This window comes from Terriglobales bacterium (assembly GCA_035573675.1).
Classification (GTDB): domain Bacteria; phylum Acidobacteriota; class Terriglobia; order Terriglobales; family Acidobacteriaceae; genus DATMAB01.
Genome location: DATMAB010000015.1, coordinates 334,363 through 351,258 on the forward strand (window position 1 = coordinate 334,363; position 16,896 = coordinate 351,258).

Sequence of the window (16,896 nt, forward strand, 5' to 3'; positions counted from 1 at the left end):
CCTTGGCTTCGCTCAGGATTTCGGCGCGCGGCTCAGACGCCGCGCAAGCGCCTCAACTTCCCGCCCGGCATGCAACTGCTGCAGGGCCCGCACGCTGATCTCGCCCCGCTGGCGGGCGGCGATGCCCTCCGCGGCGGCGCGGGCCGCCGAGAGCGTGGTCATGGTCGGTACGTGGTGAGTCACGGCGGCGCGGCGGATGGCTTTCTCGTCGAACCACGGTTCAGCGCCGTGCGGTGTATTGATGACCAGTTGGATCTTGTCGCCCTTGATGAGATCCACCACGTTGGGGCGCCCTTCCTTGACCTTGTAGACGCGGTCCACCACCAGCCCAGCCTGCTCCAGCGCGTCGGCGGTGCCGTGCGTGGCCACGATGCGGAAGCCTAGTTCGGAAAAGCGCTGTGCGATGGGCACGGCAGCCGGCTTATCGCGATCGGTAACGCTCAGGAAAATCGTGCCCGCCGTAGGCAGCGTCAAGCCAGCGGAGAGCTGCGCGCGAGCGAAGGCCTCCCCGAACGTGTCCGCCACGCCCATCACCTCGCCCGTAGACTTCATCTCCGGACCCAGGACGGTATCCACTCCCGGGAACTTCGACCACGGGAACACCGGCGACTTCACGAAGTAGCACCCGCTGGTCGTGAGGTCCGTACCGCGCTCGACGTGCTCGGGCAGGAACTCCCGCAGCTTGCGGCCCACCATGAGCCGCGCCGCAATCTTGGCCAGCGGCACACAGGTGGCCTTGGAAACGTAGGGCACGGTGCGCGAGGCGCGCGGGTTGACCTCCAGCGCGTACACCTTCTCCCGCTGGATGGCGAACTGGATGTTCATCAGCCCGACGACATGCAGCGCGCGCGCCAGGCGGAAGGTGTACTCGCGCATGGTTTCGATGGCCGCCTGCGGGATATCCACGGCAGGCAGCACGCAGGAGGAATCGCCGGAGTGGATGCCGGCCTCCTCGATGTGCTGCATGATGCCGGCGATCACCGCGTCTTCACCGTCGGAGAGCGCGTCCACGTCCACTTCGGTGGCGTCTTCGAGAAAGTGGTCGATGAGCACGGGTCGCTCCTGCGAATAGTCCACCGCCTCCTTCATGTAACGGATGACGGAGTCGTCGTCGTAGGCGATGACCATGGCCCGCCCACCCAGCACGTACGACGGACGCACCAGAACCGGGTAGCCGATCTGATTCGCCGCTGCCACGGCCTGCTCCACGCTGGTGGCGGTGGCGCCCCGCGGCTGCGGGATATCGAGTTCCTCCAGCAGCTTTCCGAAGCGCTTGCGGTCTTCGGCCAGGTCGATGGACTCAGGCGACGTACCGATGATCGGTACGCCCGCTGCCTTGAGCGGCAGCGCCAGGTTGAGCGGCGTCTGCCCGCCGAACTGCACGATCACGCCCACCGGCGCGCCGCGCGAGGCTTCGTGCTCGTACACCGCCAGCACGTCCTCCAGCGTCAGCGGCTCGAAGTACAGCCGGTCGCTGGTATCGTAGTCGGTGGAGACCGTCTCCGGATTGCAGTTGACCATCACCGTCTCGTAGCCGTCCTCGCGCAACGCGAACGAGGCGTGGCAGCAGCAGTAATCGAACTCGATCCCCTGCCCGATGCGGTTCGGCCCGGAGCCCAGGATGATTACCTTCTTGCGGTCGGTGGGCGTGGCTTCGTCCTCTTCCTCGTAGGTCGAATAGAGATAGGGCGTGTAGCTCTCGAATTCGGCAGCGCAGGTGTCCACGCGCTTGTACACCGGCGCGACCCCATGCTTCTTGCGCAGATGGCGGATCTTGCTGGCCGCGGCCTGGCCATCCGGGATGCGCCACGCCACGCCCAGCCGGGCGTCGGAAAGCCCGGCGCGCTTGGCCGCCGCCAGCACCCGAGCCGGCAGCGATTCCAGCGGGTGTTTCTCCACCTCCATCTCCATCTCCGTGATCTCTTTCAGTTGATAGAGAAACCACGGATCGATGGCGGTCATCTTGGCCAGTTCCTTGACCGTGTGCCCCTGGCGCAGCGCATAGCGCAGGTAGCTCAGGCGCTCGGGATGGGGCGTGACCAGACGCTGGGTCAGGATGCGCGGCTCGATCTTCTCTGAGCCCGGCCGCCTGCCCGTCTCCAGCGAGCGCACGCCTTTCATCAGCGCTTCCTTGAAGGTGCGCCCGATGGCCATCACTTCGCCGACCGACTTCATCTGCGGCCCAAGCGTCTCATCCGCGCCGGGGAACTTCTCGAACTGCCACTTGGGAATCTTCACCACCACGTAGTCGAGCGTAGGCTCGAAGCAGGCCGGCGTCTTGCGCGTGATGTCGTTGGGGATCTCATCCAGCGAATAGCCCACCGCGAGGCGAGCCGCTATCTTCGCGATGGGGAACCCAGTGGCCTTGGAAGCCAGCGCCGAGGACCGCGAGACGCGCGGGTTCATCTCGATCACGACCATGCGCCCCGTCGCGGGGTTCACGGCGAACTGAATGTTCGACCCGCCGGTCTCCACGCCCACTTCGCGGATCACCGCGATGGCGGCATCGCGCATGGCCTGGTATTCGCGGTCGGTGAGCGTCTGCGCGGGAGCGACGGTGATGGAGTCGCCGGTGTGCACGCCCATGGGATCGAAGTTCTCGATGGAGCAGATGACGATGACGTTGTCCGCCAGGTCTCGCATCACCTCCAGCTCGTACTCCTTCCAGCCCAGCACCGATTCCTCGATCAGCACCTCGTGCACCGGCGAGAGGTCGAGCCCGCGCGCCAGCAACTCCAGCAGCTCTTCGCGGTTGTAGGCGATGCCGCCGCCCGTGCCGCCCAGCGTGAACGACGGACGGATGATGACCGGGAACCCGATCTTGCCGCTGAACTCCAAGCCGTCCTTCAGGTTGTTGACCAGCGCCGATTTCGGGACGTCGAGGCCGATGCGGGTCATCGCGTCCTTGAACAGCAGCCGGTCCTCGGCCATCTTGATGGCCCTGAGCTGCGCTCCGATAAGCTCGACGTTGTATTTTTCGAGGATCCCTGAGTCGGCCAGCTCCACCGCCAAGTTCAGCGCCGTCTGTCCGCCGACTGTGGGCAGCAGCGCGAAGCCGCGCCCAGCGCACATCTCCGCCTCGATGCGGATGATCTCGTCGAGGTAATCCTTGGTGAGCGGCTCGATGTAGGTGCGGTCGGCGAACTCCGGGTCGGTCATGATGGTGGCCGGATTCGAGTTCGCCAGCACCACCTCGAATCCTTCAGCTTTCAGAGCCTTGCACGCCTGCGTCCCGGAGTAATCAAACTCCGCCGACTGCCCGATGACGATCGGCCCCGAGCCGATGATCAGAATCTTCGAGATGTCAGTACGACGGGGCATTCAGCGGTCTTCTCCATTGCTGCTTAGTCCTTGAAAAAGCGCAGCTTTAGCTGCGCCGTAACTGCCCCTTTCGGAGCACGGCTTTCGCCGCCCAGGGTTTTCGCTTTGAAAGGGCGCGGCTTCAGCCGCGCCGCAAGAGCCACCCTCAATCTGCGGCTTTAGCCGCTGGGGCATCGGGTCCAAGGCAAATCCCGGATAGGCGGAGGAATAGGGATACTCCTCGGGATTCGCGCAAAGCCTCTCCTTCACTGGATTCTGATGAACATAGTCGACGTGCACCGCATAGTCCGCCTCATCCCGAACCCGATGATCGCTGAAACCTTTTTGCCAGACTTCCATGTTCGACCCAAGCTCTTTCTTCGCCCGATACGAAAACCCGCCCTTGATAAACTGCACTGCCTTCTCCAGGCTGGTCAAAGGAGTGATGATGGCGTGGAAGTGGTCGGGCATGACCACGACCTCGTGCAGCAGATACGCCGATCCGCGATAGTGGTAGAGAGTATCGACAAGCAGCACGGCCCAGCGCTCGGCCCGAAAAAGGCCCCGTCGACCCCAAGTGGTCGAGGAGACCATGTAGGTCTGCCGGTTCTCCGTCGCTGGCTCTCGCTTTGGTCTCATTTCCCTCAGCGGCTAAAGCCGTCCACCTCGCCCGCCCTTACGGCGCGGCTGAAGCCGCGCCCTTTCAAATCTCCCCGCCCTGTCCGTCAAGAACTTCATGAGGCAATCCCGGTCGGACTCCCTTACTTCTTGAAAGGGCGGGCCTTCAGGCCCGCCGATACGGCCGCCCCCAATCTGCGGCTTTAGCCGCTGAGGTACAACCGGTACCGCTCCAATCATCAGGATCTTCGAGATGTCCGTGCGACGCGGCATTAGCATGGTTCCAAGATTGTGAGAGTCGATTTCCCCTTGTTTAACTGTAGGCGTACAGAGCACTCCTCGGATGTTCGCTGCCTCTCCAGAACAAGCGTAATGAAGGCAGACCCGTTCGGCGTGGGAGCCTCGAGCAGGTACTTGCCCTCGGGAATTCTGACCAAACTGAAATTTCCTGTTTCGTCTGTCCTTAGCTTCGCAATGGGCTTGCTCATGCCGACTTGGAAGGCTGAAATACCCTTTGTGGGCCACGTGATCATGAGTGTGCGCAGTCGCAGCTTCTGACCCTTCATGACCACGCCCTTTTCGTCTACGACACGGATCGTCGTGCAACTTAGCTTCACACAGCTCCCAAGGTGAATGCCCTCGCACGGCCCCAAGTCCAGAAGTTTGATTTCATCCGAGTCTGTTCCACTCGGGGTATTCTGCGAAACTGCAGAGTTCAACGCAGCAGAAGCAAGCGCCAATATTGCCGCCCTAACGACAAGGGCCCGGTTCCTCACTGCTTCCACTCCTCCATCATCCTCACGAAATCCCCGAACAGGTAATGCGAGTCATGCGGGCCCGGCGCCGCTTCGGGGTGGTATTGCACGCAGAACAGCGGCAGGTTCTTGTGGCGCAGGCCCTCCAGCGTCTGGTCGTTCAGGTTCATGTGCGTGAACTCGACCTCGTTCGCCGGCAGCGAGTCCGGGTCCACGGCGAAATTGTGGTTGTGCGAGGTGATCTCCACCTTTCCCGTCGCCAGTTGCTTCACCGGATGGTTGCCGCCGTGATGGCCGAACTTCAGCTTGTAGGTCTTGCCGCCCAGGGCCAAGCCGATCAACTGGTGTCCCAGGCAGATGCCGAAGATGGGCACGCGCCCCGCCAGCCGCCGGATGTTCTCCTGCGCGTACGTGCACGGCTCCGGGTCGCCGGGGCCGTTGGAGAGAAACACGCCGTCCGGTGAGAGCGCCAGCACGTCTTCGGCGAGTGTCTCTGCCGGCACCACCGTGACCTTGCAGCCGTTGGCCACCAGCTTCCTGAGGATGCTGTGCTTGATGCCGTAGTCGTAGGCCACCACGTGGAAGCGCGCCGGCTCGTCCTTCACGCCGACTACTTCCGTCGGCTCGTGGGAGCGCTCACCCACTTCCCAGACGTAGCGCTGTTTCGTGGTGACCACTTTGGCGAGATCCTGGCCATCCATCTTGGGGATGGAGAGCGCCTTGGCAATGAGCTTTTCGGCGTCGGTCTCAAGCGAAGAGATCACCCCGCGCATCACGCCATGCTCGCGCAGGTGGCGAACCACGGCGCGCGAGTCGATCTCCGCGATGACGGGAATCTTGAAGCGCTCCAGGTATTCTTCCGCTACTTCTTGCGAGCGCCAGTTGGAGCTGATGCGGGAGAACTCGCGCACCACCAGCCCTTCGATGTAGGGCCGCGTGGACTCCTGGTCGTCAGGATTGGTCCCGTAGTTCCCTATCTGAGGGTTGGTGAGGACTACGATCTGCCCGGCGTAGGACGGGTCGGTGAAGATCTCCTGGTAGCCGGTGATGGCGGTATTAAAAACGACTTCCCCGTAGCACTCGCCTTTTGCACCGAACCCTTTGCCGCGGAAGACGCGTCCGTCTTCCAGCGCCAGGATGGCCTCCATTCGCGCTCCGGGAACTGGATTTTATGAATTCTAGCAGGCAATCGCGGAAGCGCCAAGCCGTTGCTCAGCGCAGGCGGCGCAGCATCAGTACCAGGGTGATGAAGAACACGACCAGTGCAGTCGGTCCTGCCACCTGCACGATGACGTTGCGAATCGGCGTTGCCCATTGGGAGGTATCGCGTATGGTGAGCAAGAGCCCCAGCAGGGTAATCAGCACGACAGTGAAGAACGACAGGAACGCGCCCAGGATCGCCAGTATCAGGGCGCCGACCACCGTGCCCTGGCCGCGGCGTTCCTGTTCTTGATCCTGGACCTGCTCTTGAGTCTGCTCCGGCTGTCCCGCTTGCGGTTCGTCCGCCACAATTCCCCCAGTGCGTCGTCTTGGGCCATCGGACTGCGGTGTTTGCTAGTGCAGCGCGCCCAGTCGCGCCACCGGCCAGTACACGAACACCGCCTTGCCGTAAATCTGGTCCTCGGTGACCGGACCGAACTCGCGGCTGTCATTCGACATCAGGCGGTGGTCCCCCAGGACATAGTACGCCCTTGGCGGCACCAGCACCTCGGGATACGAGCGAAAATCCCAATACTGCTTGGGCACATACGGCTCGTCGAGCAAGGCGCCGTTCAGCAGCACCCGTCCGGCCACCACCTGCACCCGGTCCCCCGGTACGCCGATCACGCGCTTGATGTAGCTTTTCGAGGGATCGCGCGGATACCGGAACACCACGATGTCCCCGCGATGGATGGCCTCCAGCCGGTACACGAACTTGTTGATGAAGATGCGCTGCTGGTCTTCCAGGCTGGGCAGCATGCTGTTGCCTTCCACCTTCACCGGCTGGTACAGGAACAGGATGATGAAGGCGGCAATGCCGCAGGCCATCAGGAGATCGCGTACCCAGGTGCGCCAGATGGATTTCGGCGCCGTCGCCGACTGGGCTTCCGAATGGCCGCCTTCTTGGGTCATGGGTTCCGCTTGATTTTAGATGAATTCGCCGGCACAAAGGTAATCCCGGCAGGCCTGTCCTTTTGGTAACCGTTCAGCTTCCGCTTTCATCTAAGCCTGCAGTACAATGACCGTTTGGAGCCCCTCATGCGACGTGTCCTGACGCTTGCTTTTGTGGCTCTGGTCGCTGCCGCCACTTCGGCTCAGTGGACCAGCCAGGCCTCCAACATCCCTGCCTACCACGCGCAGCCTCCGGCAAAGAGCGCGAACCTGCCGCCCATCCTTCCGGCCGCGGAGCGCGTGGGCGACAACTTCCGCTACCCCTTCCAGGCCCGCTCCTACGAGCTGGCGGAAAAGCACAGCAGCGTGCTCTACCAGGAGCCCTGCTACTGCTTCTGCGACCGCAGCGTCGGACACGGCAGCCTGCGCTCCTGCTTTGAGAGCGCGCACGGCGCTCACTGCGCCACCTGCATGAAAGAAGTCTTCTACATCGACCAGATGGTCAGGCAGAAGAAGACAGCGGCCCAGATTCGCCAAGGCATCATCCGCGGCGACTGGCAGCAGATCGATCTGCAGAAGGCCGGCTCCGCCCAATAGAGTTGCACCATTTGTTGTGCAGTTGACGCGTCCGCCTGCTTGCGCGTATAAGGGCTCCTCGCTGGTTCCTTACCGTGCTCGAGGGGTGCGCTGCACCGGCCGGTTTTCCACAGCCGTGCACACGCGCATAATTGCAGCTTCCCTACGGAAAGCGTTGAGATGAAAAGAAAAAGCGCAGGAAAACTCAAGCGTTCCGGACCTAAGCGCAAGAAAACAAATGGGCCTGTGCGTGCAAAGGGCCATGCCCAAACCACCCGGACCCAACCCCTCCAGCATGTGGCCCAACTCGACGACCCAGCGCTCGGGCAGATTGTGGAAAATTATGAGGCCGGCCTGAAGGCCATGCAGGAACACAAGTTTGAGCGGGCCAAGGCCTACTTCGAGAAGGTGGTGAAGGGTCCCAGTCGTGAGCTGGCCGATCGCGCCGCGGTTCACCTTAACACCTGCAGCCAGCACCTGGCGCGTGCCGGCACCAGCTTCAAGACGCCCGAGGAGCACTACGACTACGCCATCTCCCTGATGAACGCCGGCAATTACCAGGAGGCCCGCAGCCACATGGAGAAGATCCTGAAGCAGCACCCCAAGGCGGACTACGCCGTCTACGGCCTCTCTGTGCTCGACTGTCTTACCGGCCGGGTGGAGGATTCGCTGCGCAACCTGGATCGCGCCATCCGCATGAACCCCGGCAATCGCCTGCAGGCCCGCAACGACCCCGACTTTCAGAACCTGTTCGACGATCCCCGCTTCACGGAGTTGCTCTACCCAGAGGAAGGCGTTGACCTCCCGCCGCCACTCCCGGCGGAGGGCCGCCGGCGGTAAACTGGCACTCGCCTTTTTCCCCTGCATGGGTTCCCCGGCACCAACGGAATCGTCTGCCGCCCACGGCTGCCGCGTAGTGGCGCTCGGCGGGGGCTCAGGACTCTCCGTCGTCCTGCGCGGGCTGAAGCACTATGTCACGACCGCCACCTCCCCGGTGCGCTCGCCGTTCCCGGTGGCCGACCTCACGGCCGTGGTCACCGTCACCGACGACGGGGGCTCCAGCGGCCGTCTGCGGCGCGAGCTCGGCATGCTTCCGCCCGGCGACATCCGCAACTGCATGGTGGCGCTGTCCGAGGATGAGGCGCTGCTCAGCCGCCTGTTCCAGTTCCGCTTCGCCTCCGGCTCGGGCCTGGAAGGACACAGCTTCGGCAACCTGTTTCTCACCGCCCTGACGTCAATCACGGGTGATTTCGCCGAAGCCGTGCGGCTTTCTTCCGGCATCCTCGCGGCGCACGGGCACATCTTCCCTTCCACTACGGCCGATGTCGAACTCGAAGCGCTGATGGACGACGGCTCGCGCGTGCGCGGCGAGACCGCCATCAGCGCCAGCTCGCGTCGCATCAAGGAGCTCTACCTGGTGCCGCCCGACGCGCAGCCCTTGCCGCAGACCCTGGCCGCCATCGCCGCCGCCGACCTCATCACCGTGGGGCCCGGATCGCTGTTCACCAGCCTCATCCCTAACCTGTGCGTGCACGGCATCCCGGAAGCCATCGCCGCCGCGCCCGCGCTCAAGGTCTACGTCGGCAATCTGATGACCCAGGCCAATGAAAGCCTGGGCCTCAGCGCCGCCGACCACATCCGCGCCATTTTCCAGCACGCCGGCAGGAAGATCTTCGACCTCGCGGTGCTCAACTCCAAGCCGATTTCTCCGGAGTTGCGCGCGCGTTATGCGCTGGAGGGGGCGGCCCAGGTGGTCAACGATCTGGACGCCATCGCTGCCTTGGGCGTTCGCCCCGTGCTGGCCGACCTGCTCGAGCCCGACGGCGTCGCCCGCCACAGCTCCAGCCGTCTTGCCGCCCTGCTGCTCGACCTGGTTCGCCAGCGACGGGCGTGAAGTTAGGACCAAGGTTTGTCGTGGCCGCGAGCGGTGCCGGACAAAGCCCCTGCTAAGATAGTGCGTCCATGGCCACACGCGGCAAGGCGCGCTTCGCCGTCGCCATTCTGGCGGCCGGCAAAGGGACGCGGCTCAAGTCGAAGCATCCCAAGGTGCTGCATCCGGTCGGGGGCAAGCCGCTCGTTGCCCACGTGATTGACGCTGCACGCCGGGTCGTTCCCGCCCGCGACATTCACGTCATCATCGGCCACGAGGCCGAGCGCGTACGCGAGGCCGTGGAGGCGACCGGCGTGCGCTTCGTCCTGCAGCAGCCGCAGCGCGGCACCGGTCATGCCCTCATGGTGGCTCGGCGCGCGCTTGCGGCGTACACCCACGTGCTGGTGCTTTCCGGCGATGTCCCCCGGGTGCGTCCGGAAACAATCGCTCGCCTGCGCGACTTTCACCTGGCCCAAGGCGCCGCCATGACCATTCTGACTGCCGAGCCTCCCGACCCCGCCGCCTACGGCCGTGTGATCCGCAGCTACGGTGACGAGGTCTCCGCCATCGTGGAAGCCCGCGCGCTCACTCCCGAACAGCAGAACGCGAGAGAGATCAATTCCGGGATTTACGCTTTCGCCGTGGCCCCGCTTTTCCGGCATATCGGCCGCCTCTCCACGGCCAACTATCATCGCGAGCTCTACCTCACGGACATGGCGGCCATCCTGGCGGCGGCCGGTGAGCGCGTGGTGGCCCTGCGCGTCGAAAGCAGCGAGGAAGTTCTCGGCGCCAATACGCGTGCGGAACTGGTCGAACTCGACGCTTTGCTGCGCCGCGAGAAGTGTGCGCGACTCATGGAATCCGGCGTGACCATCTTCCAGCCCGAAACCTGCGTCATTGATGCCGAGGTCGAGATCGCTCCGGACACGGTCATCGAACCTTTCGTGCAGATACTGGGCAAGACGCGCATCGGCAGCGACTGTCGCATCCGCTCCTACAGCGTGATCAGCGATTGCGAGATCGAAAGCGGCGTGACCATCCGCCCCGGTTGCATTCTGGACCAGTCCCGCGTGCGCCGCGGCGCCATCCTCGGCCCCTATTCCCATCTGCGTCCGGGAACCGACGTGGGCGAAGGCGCGCACGTGGGCAACTTCGTGGAAACCAAGAAGGCCCGCCTGGGACGCGGCGCGAAGGCCAACCACCTGACGTATCTCGGCGACGCGGAGATCGGAGCGGGCGTCAACGTGGGCGCCGGGACCATCACCTGCAATTATGACGGCGCGCGCAAGCACGTGACGGTAATCGAAGACCGCGCCTTCATCGGCAGCGATACCACGCTGGTAGCTCCGGTGCGCGTGGGACGCGGCGCCTACATCGGCGCCGGCTCTTCCATCACGGAAGACGTCCCGGCGGGCGCGCTCGCCATCGCCCGCGGCCGCCAGGTCAACAAGCCCGGCTGGGTGCGCCGGAACAAGGCCAAAGCTGCGAAGAAAATCTCACACCGCTGACGCGAGGTTCCAGTCCTGCAACATCGCTGCACGACTGGAAAAAGAGGGGGTGGGCAAGCCGAAGCTTGTAACCCCGACATGCCCACTTTGAGGTACTGGGGGTTTGTATATAAGACGCACGCCAGGGAAAAAGGTTCCGTGGATTTTTCAGGATTTTGGGGACCAGCCGCGCGGCTGGCGGACTCCGGGGCGAGGCACTGCTTACGCGCGCGGCGCGACCACTTCCTTCTTCTTCTCCAGGATGCCGTGCAGCAGGGCAATGAGGTCGGCGACCTCGAAGGGCTTGATCACGCGCTGCACCTGCGTTTCCTGGACGAAGCGGCGCACTGAGCCTTCGGTGATGTCATTGGAGAAGGTCATCACCACGCAGCCCTCCAGTTCCGGCCGGGTCTCAGCAATCCAGCGATAGACCTCCAGTCCGCTCCACGGGCCGGGCATGTGGCTATCCAGCACAATGGCGTCGAAGGTCTCGTGCTGCAGACGCGCGATGGCTTCGTCGCCGCGCTTCATGGCCACCACTTCGGCTCCAGCGCCGGTGAGCACTTCGCGCTCGAAGTCGAGCACGGCGTCCTCGTCTTCGACCAGCAGGATCTTCCCGCGCATTTTTTCTTCGCCGGGCTTCACGCGGCGGCGCTTTTCGGTGCGGACCGCCGGGTTGCGCACCGCCGGCAGGCGCACCTGGAACACTGCGCCACCGTCCGGGGCGTTGCGGGCCACGATCTCGCCCCCGTGCTCCTTCAGGATGCCGTAGCAGATGCTCAGGCCCAGTCCCGTTCCCTTGCCCACCGCCTTGGTGGTGTAGAAGGGATCGAACACGCGCTTGGGGTCGCGCATGCCCGGGCCATTGTCCTGGATCTCCGCGCAGACATGGTCGCCCTCCATGAAGACTCGCGTGATGAGCCGGCCTTCGCGGCCCGCCTCATGAATGGCGTCCACGGCGTTGTTGATGATGTTCAGGAAGACCTGCTCGAGCTGGTGCTGGTCGGCGATGACGCCCGGCAACGGCGTCTCCGATTCCTGGCTGACGACGATGTTCTTCATGCGCAGGTCGTATTCGCGCAGGGTGAGCGCCTCTTCGAGCACGCGGCGCAGGTCGATGTTCTGGCGCTGCGGCTTGCGCTGCCGCGCGAACGACAGCAGGTTCTGCACGATGCGATGCGTCCGCTGCGCCTGCTTGTAGAGCTTCTGCACGAAGTCGCGCACGCGGTCGCTGAGGTTCTCGTTCTCCAGCAACTGGGCATAGCCCAGGATGGCGGTCAGCGGGTTGTTGAGCTCGTGCGCGACCCCCGAGATGAGCTGCCCCACCGCGGACATCTTCTCGCTCTGCAGCAACTGCTCTTGCGTCGTCCTGAGGTCTTCATAGGCGCGCACCGTTTCCTCGTAGAGGCGCACCTTCTCGATGGTGGTCGCGAGCTGCCGCCCGATGGCGATGAGCAGGTTCTCATCGGTGGCGCTGAATTCGCGCGGCGTGCGGCTGCTCACGCCCAGCACGCCCACGATCCGGTCCTTGATCCACAGCACCGCCCACAGCCACGACTTCAATCCTTCGGCGGCCGCGTAGTCAGCCACAAATTGCGGAAGCTGCGGCAGGTGCAGATGGGTGATGAGTTGCGTCCGCGAACGCCGCACCCGCTCCCAGAATTCCTCGTTCACCTGCACTTCGGACGGAGGCGACTCCGTTCCCCGGTGCCCGATCGCGGCCCTCCGCTGGAGCACGTGGCGTTCCTCGTCCGCCAGGTAGATGGCGCCGGTATCGGTGCGGAACAGCTCCATCACCTGCTGCAGGGTGACTTCCAGGATCTCCGGCAGCTCCAGCGAATGGGTGGCGGTGACCGCGATGGTATTCAGGGCATGCAGCTCGCGGTTGCGCCGTCGCATCTCTTCTTCCGCCCGCTTCTTGGCGGAGATGTCGAGCATGAATCCCTGAAAGCAGTCCACGGCTCCGGTCGAGTCGCGTGAAGCGAAGCTGGTCTCCAGCACGGTGATGCGGCTGCCGTCCTTGCGCTTCAAGGTGACTTCGTAGTTGCGCACGAAGTTCGCCGACTCCATTTCCCGGCAGAACGCCTCGCGCTGCTCGGGCGCGGCGTAGATGTCCCTGCCCATGTTGAGCTTCAGCACTTCCTCGCGGCTGCTGTAGCCCAGCATGCGGGCAAAGGCGTCGTTGGAGTCCAGCAGCTTGCCGCCAGGCGACGCGATATACACCCCTTCCTGCGCCTGCTGGAACAGCAGCCGGTACTTCTCTTCCGCGGTGCGCTGGTGGGTGATGTCCTTGATGATGTGGATGGTGCCCAGATGCTCCGCGCCCCCCTCGCTGTAGGAGGACGTCGAGACCAACGAGAAGCCTCCGAAGCACGGGTCGGGCGCCTCACCAAAGAGCCCGGCCGACCGCGAACAGTACGGGCAACCGGTCCAGCGGTCTCCTACCCGCGGCAGCACCGCTTCGCAGGTGTTGCCCAGCACCGATGCCGGCTTGCGCACCAGCCGGCCCAGCAGGGCCTGGTTCACCTTCATGATGCGGAACTTGGCGTCATGGACCAGGATGCAGTCCTCGATGGAATCGAAGGTGCTCGCCAGTTGCCGCTGCGAGCGCACCACCTCGTCCAGCATGCGCAGGTTCTCGATCGCCAGGCCGAGCTGGTCGGCCGTCGTGGTGAGGAACTCGAGTTCATCGGCCCGGCCGAGCCGGAAGAAACGGTAGCCCAGCACCAGCAGCCCCAGCACGCCGTGCTTTCCCCGTACCGGGACTAAGGTGGCGTAGCGAATGCCGGCGCGCCGCAGATGCTCAGCGGTCTCGGTGCTCATCTCCTCCACCGCGACCATGCGCGGCGTGCCTTCGAAAAAGGCTTCCTGCGCCGCACTCCCCGTGACCTCCAAGGTCGAACAGGCGCGAGCAAATTCTTCCGGCAGGCCGATGTAGTGAGCCAGGACCAGGTGATCGCCTTCCACCCGGCGGAACCAGGCCGCGCGTGCTCCCATCAGCGACTTCAGTTCAGTGAGCACCGCGTTCATCATGTCCCCGAGGTCCTGCGCCTGCGAGAGCGCCGAAGTGATGCCGTGCATCACCTGCAAGCGGGTGGTCCGGGTGCGTGACTCGTCGAGCACGATCACCACCATGCCCATTCCGATCACCAGTTCGATCACGCCTTCGTACGCAGGCAGAAGCGGCTGCAGGGGCATCAGCAACAGGCTGAGGGCGAACAGCATGGGACCGCGCGCGCGGCGGCCGAAGGCGAACACGGCCAGTTGGATCGCAGCCGTGGCGGAAACAGCCATCTGCAATCCGAAACACAACACGTCCATGACTTCGGAATCCGGCAGCCATACGGAGCGGGCCAGCGCGGCCTGCAGCGCCACCGCCGTGGCGGCGGCCAGCGGCAGCAGCAGCTTGCGGTTGTCAATGAAGTAGAGAACGCTGGCGGCGAACGAGGTCAGTGCCAGCACGTACCCGGCGTCGGAAAGGGCCGGCCAGATGGTCTGCCCGGGACGCGCATAGAGCGCGTTCATGGCCCCGAACTTGTAGACCAGATAGGCGACCCATCCCTGGATCCACAACAGCAAATAGCGCTCGCGGAAGCTGCGGTATACCAGGACGCCGCCCGCCAGCAACACCAGGATGGTGGTCGCCTGCGAGAGGAACTCCGCAGCCGCGAACCGCTGCAGCAGGTTGTACGTGAACCAGCGCTCCAACCCCATGCCTTTGCCGGGAAGGGTTCTCGCCCTGTATACCACGGAAATCTTCCGCGGCACCTTGCTTTCCCGGGTTCCTTACATTGTCTTTCAAAAGACTCTGTGTACAATGGCCGAGGCTGAACCGAAGTAACGACGAGTAACGTTACCTCGCGTGACCCCATGAGCGCTGACCGCATTCTGGTCGTCGACGACGAAGAGTCCATTCGCGAAATCGTCTCCTCCATGCTGGGGAGCGCCGGGTACCAGTGCCGCCAGGCGGCTTCCGGGCTGGAAGCCCTGGCCATCCTCGACTCCGGCGCCGAGTTCGAGCTGATGCTCTCCGATCTGATGATGGCCGAACTGGACGGCATCGGCCTGCTCGAGCGCGTAAAGGAAAAGTATCCCGACATGCCGGTCATCATGGTGACGGCCGTGCATGACATCTCCATCGCCCTGGCCGCCATCCGCAACGGCGCGTACGACTATCTGCTGAAGCCCTTCGAGCGCGAGCAATTGCTGGCTACCGTGCGGCGGGCGCTGGAGAATCGCCGTCTGAAGGTCGAAAACCGCAACTATCAGCTCAACCTGGAGCAGTTGGTGGCCTCGCGCACGGAGCAGCTCCGCCAAGCCATGGGCGACCTGGAGCGTTCCTACGACATCACGCTGGAAGCCTTGGGCGATGCCCTCGACCTAAAGGACGCCGAGACCGAGGGCCACTCCAAGCGCGTCACGGCGTTCACCATCGCCATCGCGCGCGCCATGGGGCTGCCCAGCGAGCAGATCCGCGTCATCGCCCGCGGCGCATTCCTGCATGACATCGGCAAGATGGCCATCCCGGACGCCATCCTGCGCAAGCCGGGCTCGCTCACCGAGGAGGAGATCGCCATCATGCGCGAGCATTGCTATCGCGGCTACCAGATGCTGCGCAAGATCCCCTTCCTCACCGAAGCCGCCGAGATCGTTTATTCCCACCAGGAGCGGTTCGACGGCACCGGCTATCCCCGCGGCCTCCGCGGCGAGCAGATTCCCCTGGGAGCGCGCATCTTCTCCATCGCCGACACGCTCGACGCCATCACCAGCGACCGCCCCTATCGCAAGGCCCAGTCCTACGCCGCCGCCAAGGAAGAGATCAATCGCTGGGCCAGCAAGCAGTTCGACCCGGAAGTGGTTCGCGTGTTCAACACCATGCCGGAAAGCATCTGGGAGGAGCTGCGCCGCGAGATTGACGCTCAGGTCTTCCAGTTCTCGGCTGCCCACGGCCAGCTCGCCGCCCGGGTGTAGCCTTCTCGGCGCCGGCCCAACCGGCCAGAATTCACAAACCAGGAGTCAGCAAAGGGAAACGTCCGGCGCCGGTCGGCCCGGTTCGGGGAAACTACGCGACTTCCAGCGATTTCGCCAGCCGGTTCAGGCGCTCACGGATCTGGGCGAGCTCGCGCTCGGCTTCCTGCTCCCAGGCATCGCTCCGCCGCTCGCCGGCTTCGGGCCTCTGGTACAGCCAGGGGAGGACCATCTTCCAGCCGCCCAGGCCCAGGCCTACGCCCGCCAGGCTCCCCAGGCCCAGCACCGCCAGGGGTATGGCCCACCGCCGCAGCCGCTCTTTGGTTTCGGCGCTCATCATGCTCTCTATATCATGAGACGCCGTGCCCGGGGCGAAAGTTGCAGGCGGCTATTGAAAAGCGACCACCACTTTTGTGCTAGGCGCCGGAGAACAGCCGCGCCAGGAGGCCCTTCTGCCCACTGCCGCCGAATCCAAGCCGGGCCAGCACAGCGTCGATCTCAGCTTCGGACGCGGGAACGGCATCCTTGCGGTAGCGGATCATCTCCTGGAAGGAAGTGAACCGGTCGATGCAGTACAGGCAGCTGCGCACGTGGGCTTCGGCCAGTTCGCGCTCCCGCCACGCAATCTGGCCGTTCACGATGTTGTTGAAGGTCTTCCACGGCAGGCAGGCGTCGGTCCTGGCCTGCTCCGCCGCCTCGATCAGGGCGTGCACCGACCCGCCGAACACCTCGGTCACGGACCCGGGCAGCAGCTTCGCCATGCGCTCCTGGGCCACCGACTTCACCGCCTCCGCGGTCGCCGCCGCGTTCATGATCATGGGCGCGATCTGCGGCGCATCGTAACCCTTGACGTACAGCCAGAGCATTTCCCGCTCCACCAGGGAGAGTCCCTCGATGAGCTGCTGGTACTGCTCCATGGAGATGCGCGGCACCGGTACCCGCGCTTCCTCGCGTCCATAGAGGAAGACGAGTTCGCGGAAGGCCATCAGGAACTCGCGCTCGTTGGAAAAGCGCAGACCTCGGAACCAGGCGTTCTGCTGCGCTCGTGCGCGCTCGAACACCGCGGCTGTGTGGTTCGGCAGGTCGGGTTTCAGGACTGCGAAGTAGTGCTCCAGCAGCCGCCGGGCGATGGGAAGGTAGTCACGGACGAACTCCTGCCAACCGCGGCGCTCGCCGCGCGCGCAATCCTCCGCCATGGCGAAAATGGTGCGAACGGCCATCGCAGGACTCG

Annotated in this window: 13 protein-coding genes; 5 read left to right on the forward strand and 8 right to left on the reverse strand. The window is 64.2% G+C overall.

Annotated elements, in window-relative coordinates:
• Positions 1 to 12: 12 nt before the first annotated feature.
• The 5 genes from carB to lepB form a co-directional block, all read right to left on the reverse strand.
• Complete coding sequence (gene carB, locus VNK82_07055) at positions 13 to 3,321, reverse strand: carbamoyl-phosphate synthase large subunit (GenBank protein ID HXE90705.1); 3,309 nt, start codon at positions 3,319 to 3,321, stop codon at positions 13 to 15.
• Positions 3,322 to 3,837: a transposase gene (locus VNK82_07060; protein HXE90706.1), complete on the reverse strand. Its 516-nt coding sequence runs from the start codon at positions 3,835 to 3,837 to the stop codon at positions 3,322 to 3,324.
• Positions 3,838 to 4,690: 853 nt separating this feature from the next.
• Complete coding sequence (gene carA, locus VNK82_07065) at positions 4,691 to 5,821, reverse strand: glutamine-hydrolyzing carbamoyl-phosphate synthase small subunit (protein ID HXE90707.1); 1,131 nt, start codon at positions 5,819 to 5,821, stop codon at positions 4,691 to 4,693.
• Positions 5,822 to 5,885: 64 nt separating this feature from the next.
• Entirely contained in the window at positions 5,886 to 6,182 is a 297-nt protein-coding gene (locus VNK82_07070) for a hypothetical protein (protein ID HXE90708.1), read from the reverse strand.
• Between the two features lie 45 nt (positions 6,183 to 6,227).
• The gene (gene lepB, locus VNK82_07075) at positions 6,228 to 6,785 is read right to left on the reverse strand and encodes a signal peptidase I (protein HXE90709.1); all 558 of its coding nucleotides are present in this window, start codon (positions 6,783 to 6,785) and stop codon (positions 6,228 to 6,230) included.
• Between the two features lie 126 nt (positions 6,786 to 6,911).
• On the opposite strand from lepB, the gene VNK82_07080 reads away from it, so the two are divergent.
• The 4 genes from VNK82_07080 (at position 6,912) to glmU (ending at position 10,718) form a co-directional block, all read left to right on the forward strand.
• Positions 6,912 to 7,361, forward strand: a complete 450-nt coding sequence (locus VNK82_07080; protein ID HXE90710.1) for a PCYCGC motif-containing (lipo)protein — start codon at positions 6,912 to 6,914, stop codon at positions 7,359 to 7,361.
• A gap of 276 nt (positions 7,362 to 7,637) precedes the next feature.
• Positions 7,638 to 8,180, forward strand: a complete 543-nt coding sequence (locus tag VNK82_07085; GenBank protein HXE90711.1) for a tetratricopeptide repeat protein — start codon at positions 7,638 to 7,640, stop codon at positions 8,178 to 8,180.
• A 76-nt stretch (positions 8,181 to 8,256) separates the two neighbouring features.
• Positions 8,257 to 9,234, forward strand: coding sequence for a uridine diphosphate-N-acetylglucosamine-binding protein YvcK (gene yvcK / locus VNK82_07090; GenBank protein HXE90712.1), 978 nt, complete (start codon positions 8,257 to 8,259; stop codon positions 9,232 to 9,234).
• A gap of 68 nt (positions 9,235 to 9,302) precedes the next feature.
• Positions 9,303 to 10,718 (forward strand): bifunctional UDP-N-acetylglucosamine diphosphorylase/glucosamine-1-phosphate N-acetyltransferase GlmU, encoded by a 1,416-nt coding sequence (gene glmU / locus VNK82_07095; GenBank protein HXE90713.1) that lies wholly within the window; start codon positions 9,303 to 9,305, stop codon positions 10,716 to 10,718.
• A 201-nt stretch (positions 10,719 to 10,919) separates the two neighbouring features.
• On the opposite strand, the gene VNK82_07100 is transcribed toward glmU, so the two are convergent.
• On the reverse strand, positions 10,920 to 14,447 hold the full coding sequence (locus tag VNK82_07100) for a GAF domain-containing protein (GenBank protein HXE90714.1): 3,528 nt from the start codon (positions 14,445 to 14,447) through the stop codon (positions 10,920 to 10,922).
• 120 nt (positions 14,448 to 14,567) lie between these two features.
• Between VNK82_07100 and VNK82_07105 the strand changes: the two genes are divergently transcribed.
• A complete protein-coding gene (locus VNK82_07105; GenBank protein ID HXE90715.1) occupies positions 14,568 to 15,668 on the forward strand; it encodes an HD domain-containing phosphohydrolase in 1,101 nt (366 codons plus the stop codon).
• Positions 15,669 to 15,759: 91 nt separating this feature from the next.
• On the opposite strand, the gene VNK82_07110 is transcribed toward VNK82_07105, so the two are convergent.
• On the reverse strand, positions 15,760 to 16,002 hold the full coding sequence (locus VNK82_07110; GenBank protein HXE90716.1) for a hypothetical protein: 243 nt from the start codon (positions 16,000 to 16,002) through the stop codon (positions 15,760 to 15,762).
• A 79-nt stretch (positions 16,003 to 16,081) separates the two neighbouring features.
• Positions 16,082 to 16,885 (reverse strand): hypothetical protein, encoded by an 804-nt coding sequence (locus tag VNK82_07115; GenBank protein HXE90717.1) that lies wholly within the window; start codon positions 16,883 to 16,885, stop codon positions 16,082 to 16,084.
• Between the last annotated feature and the right edge of the window lie 11 nt (positions 16,886 to 16,896).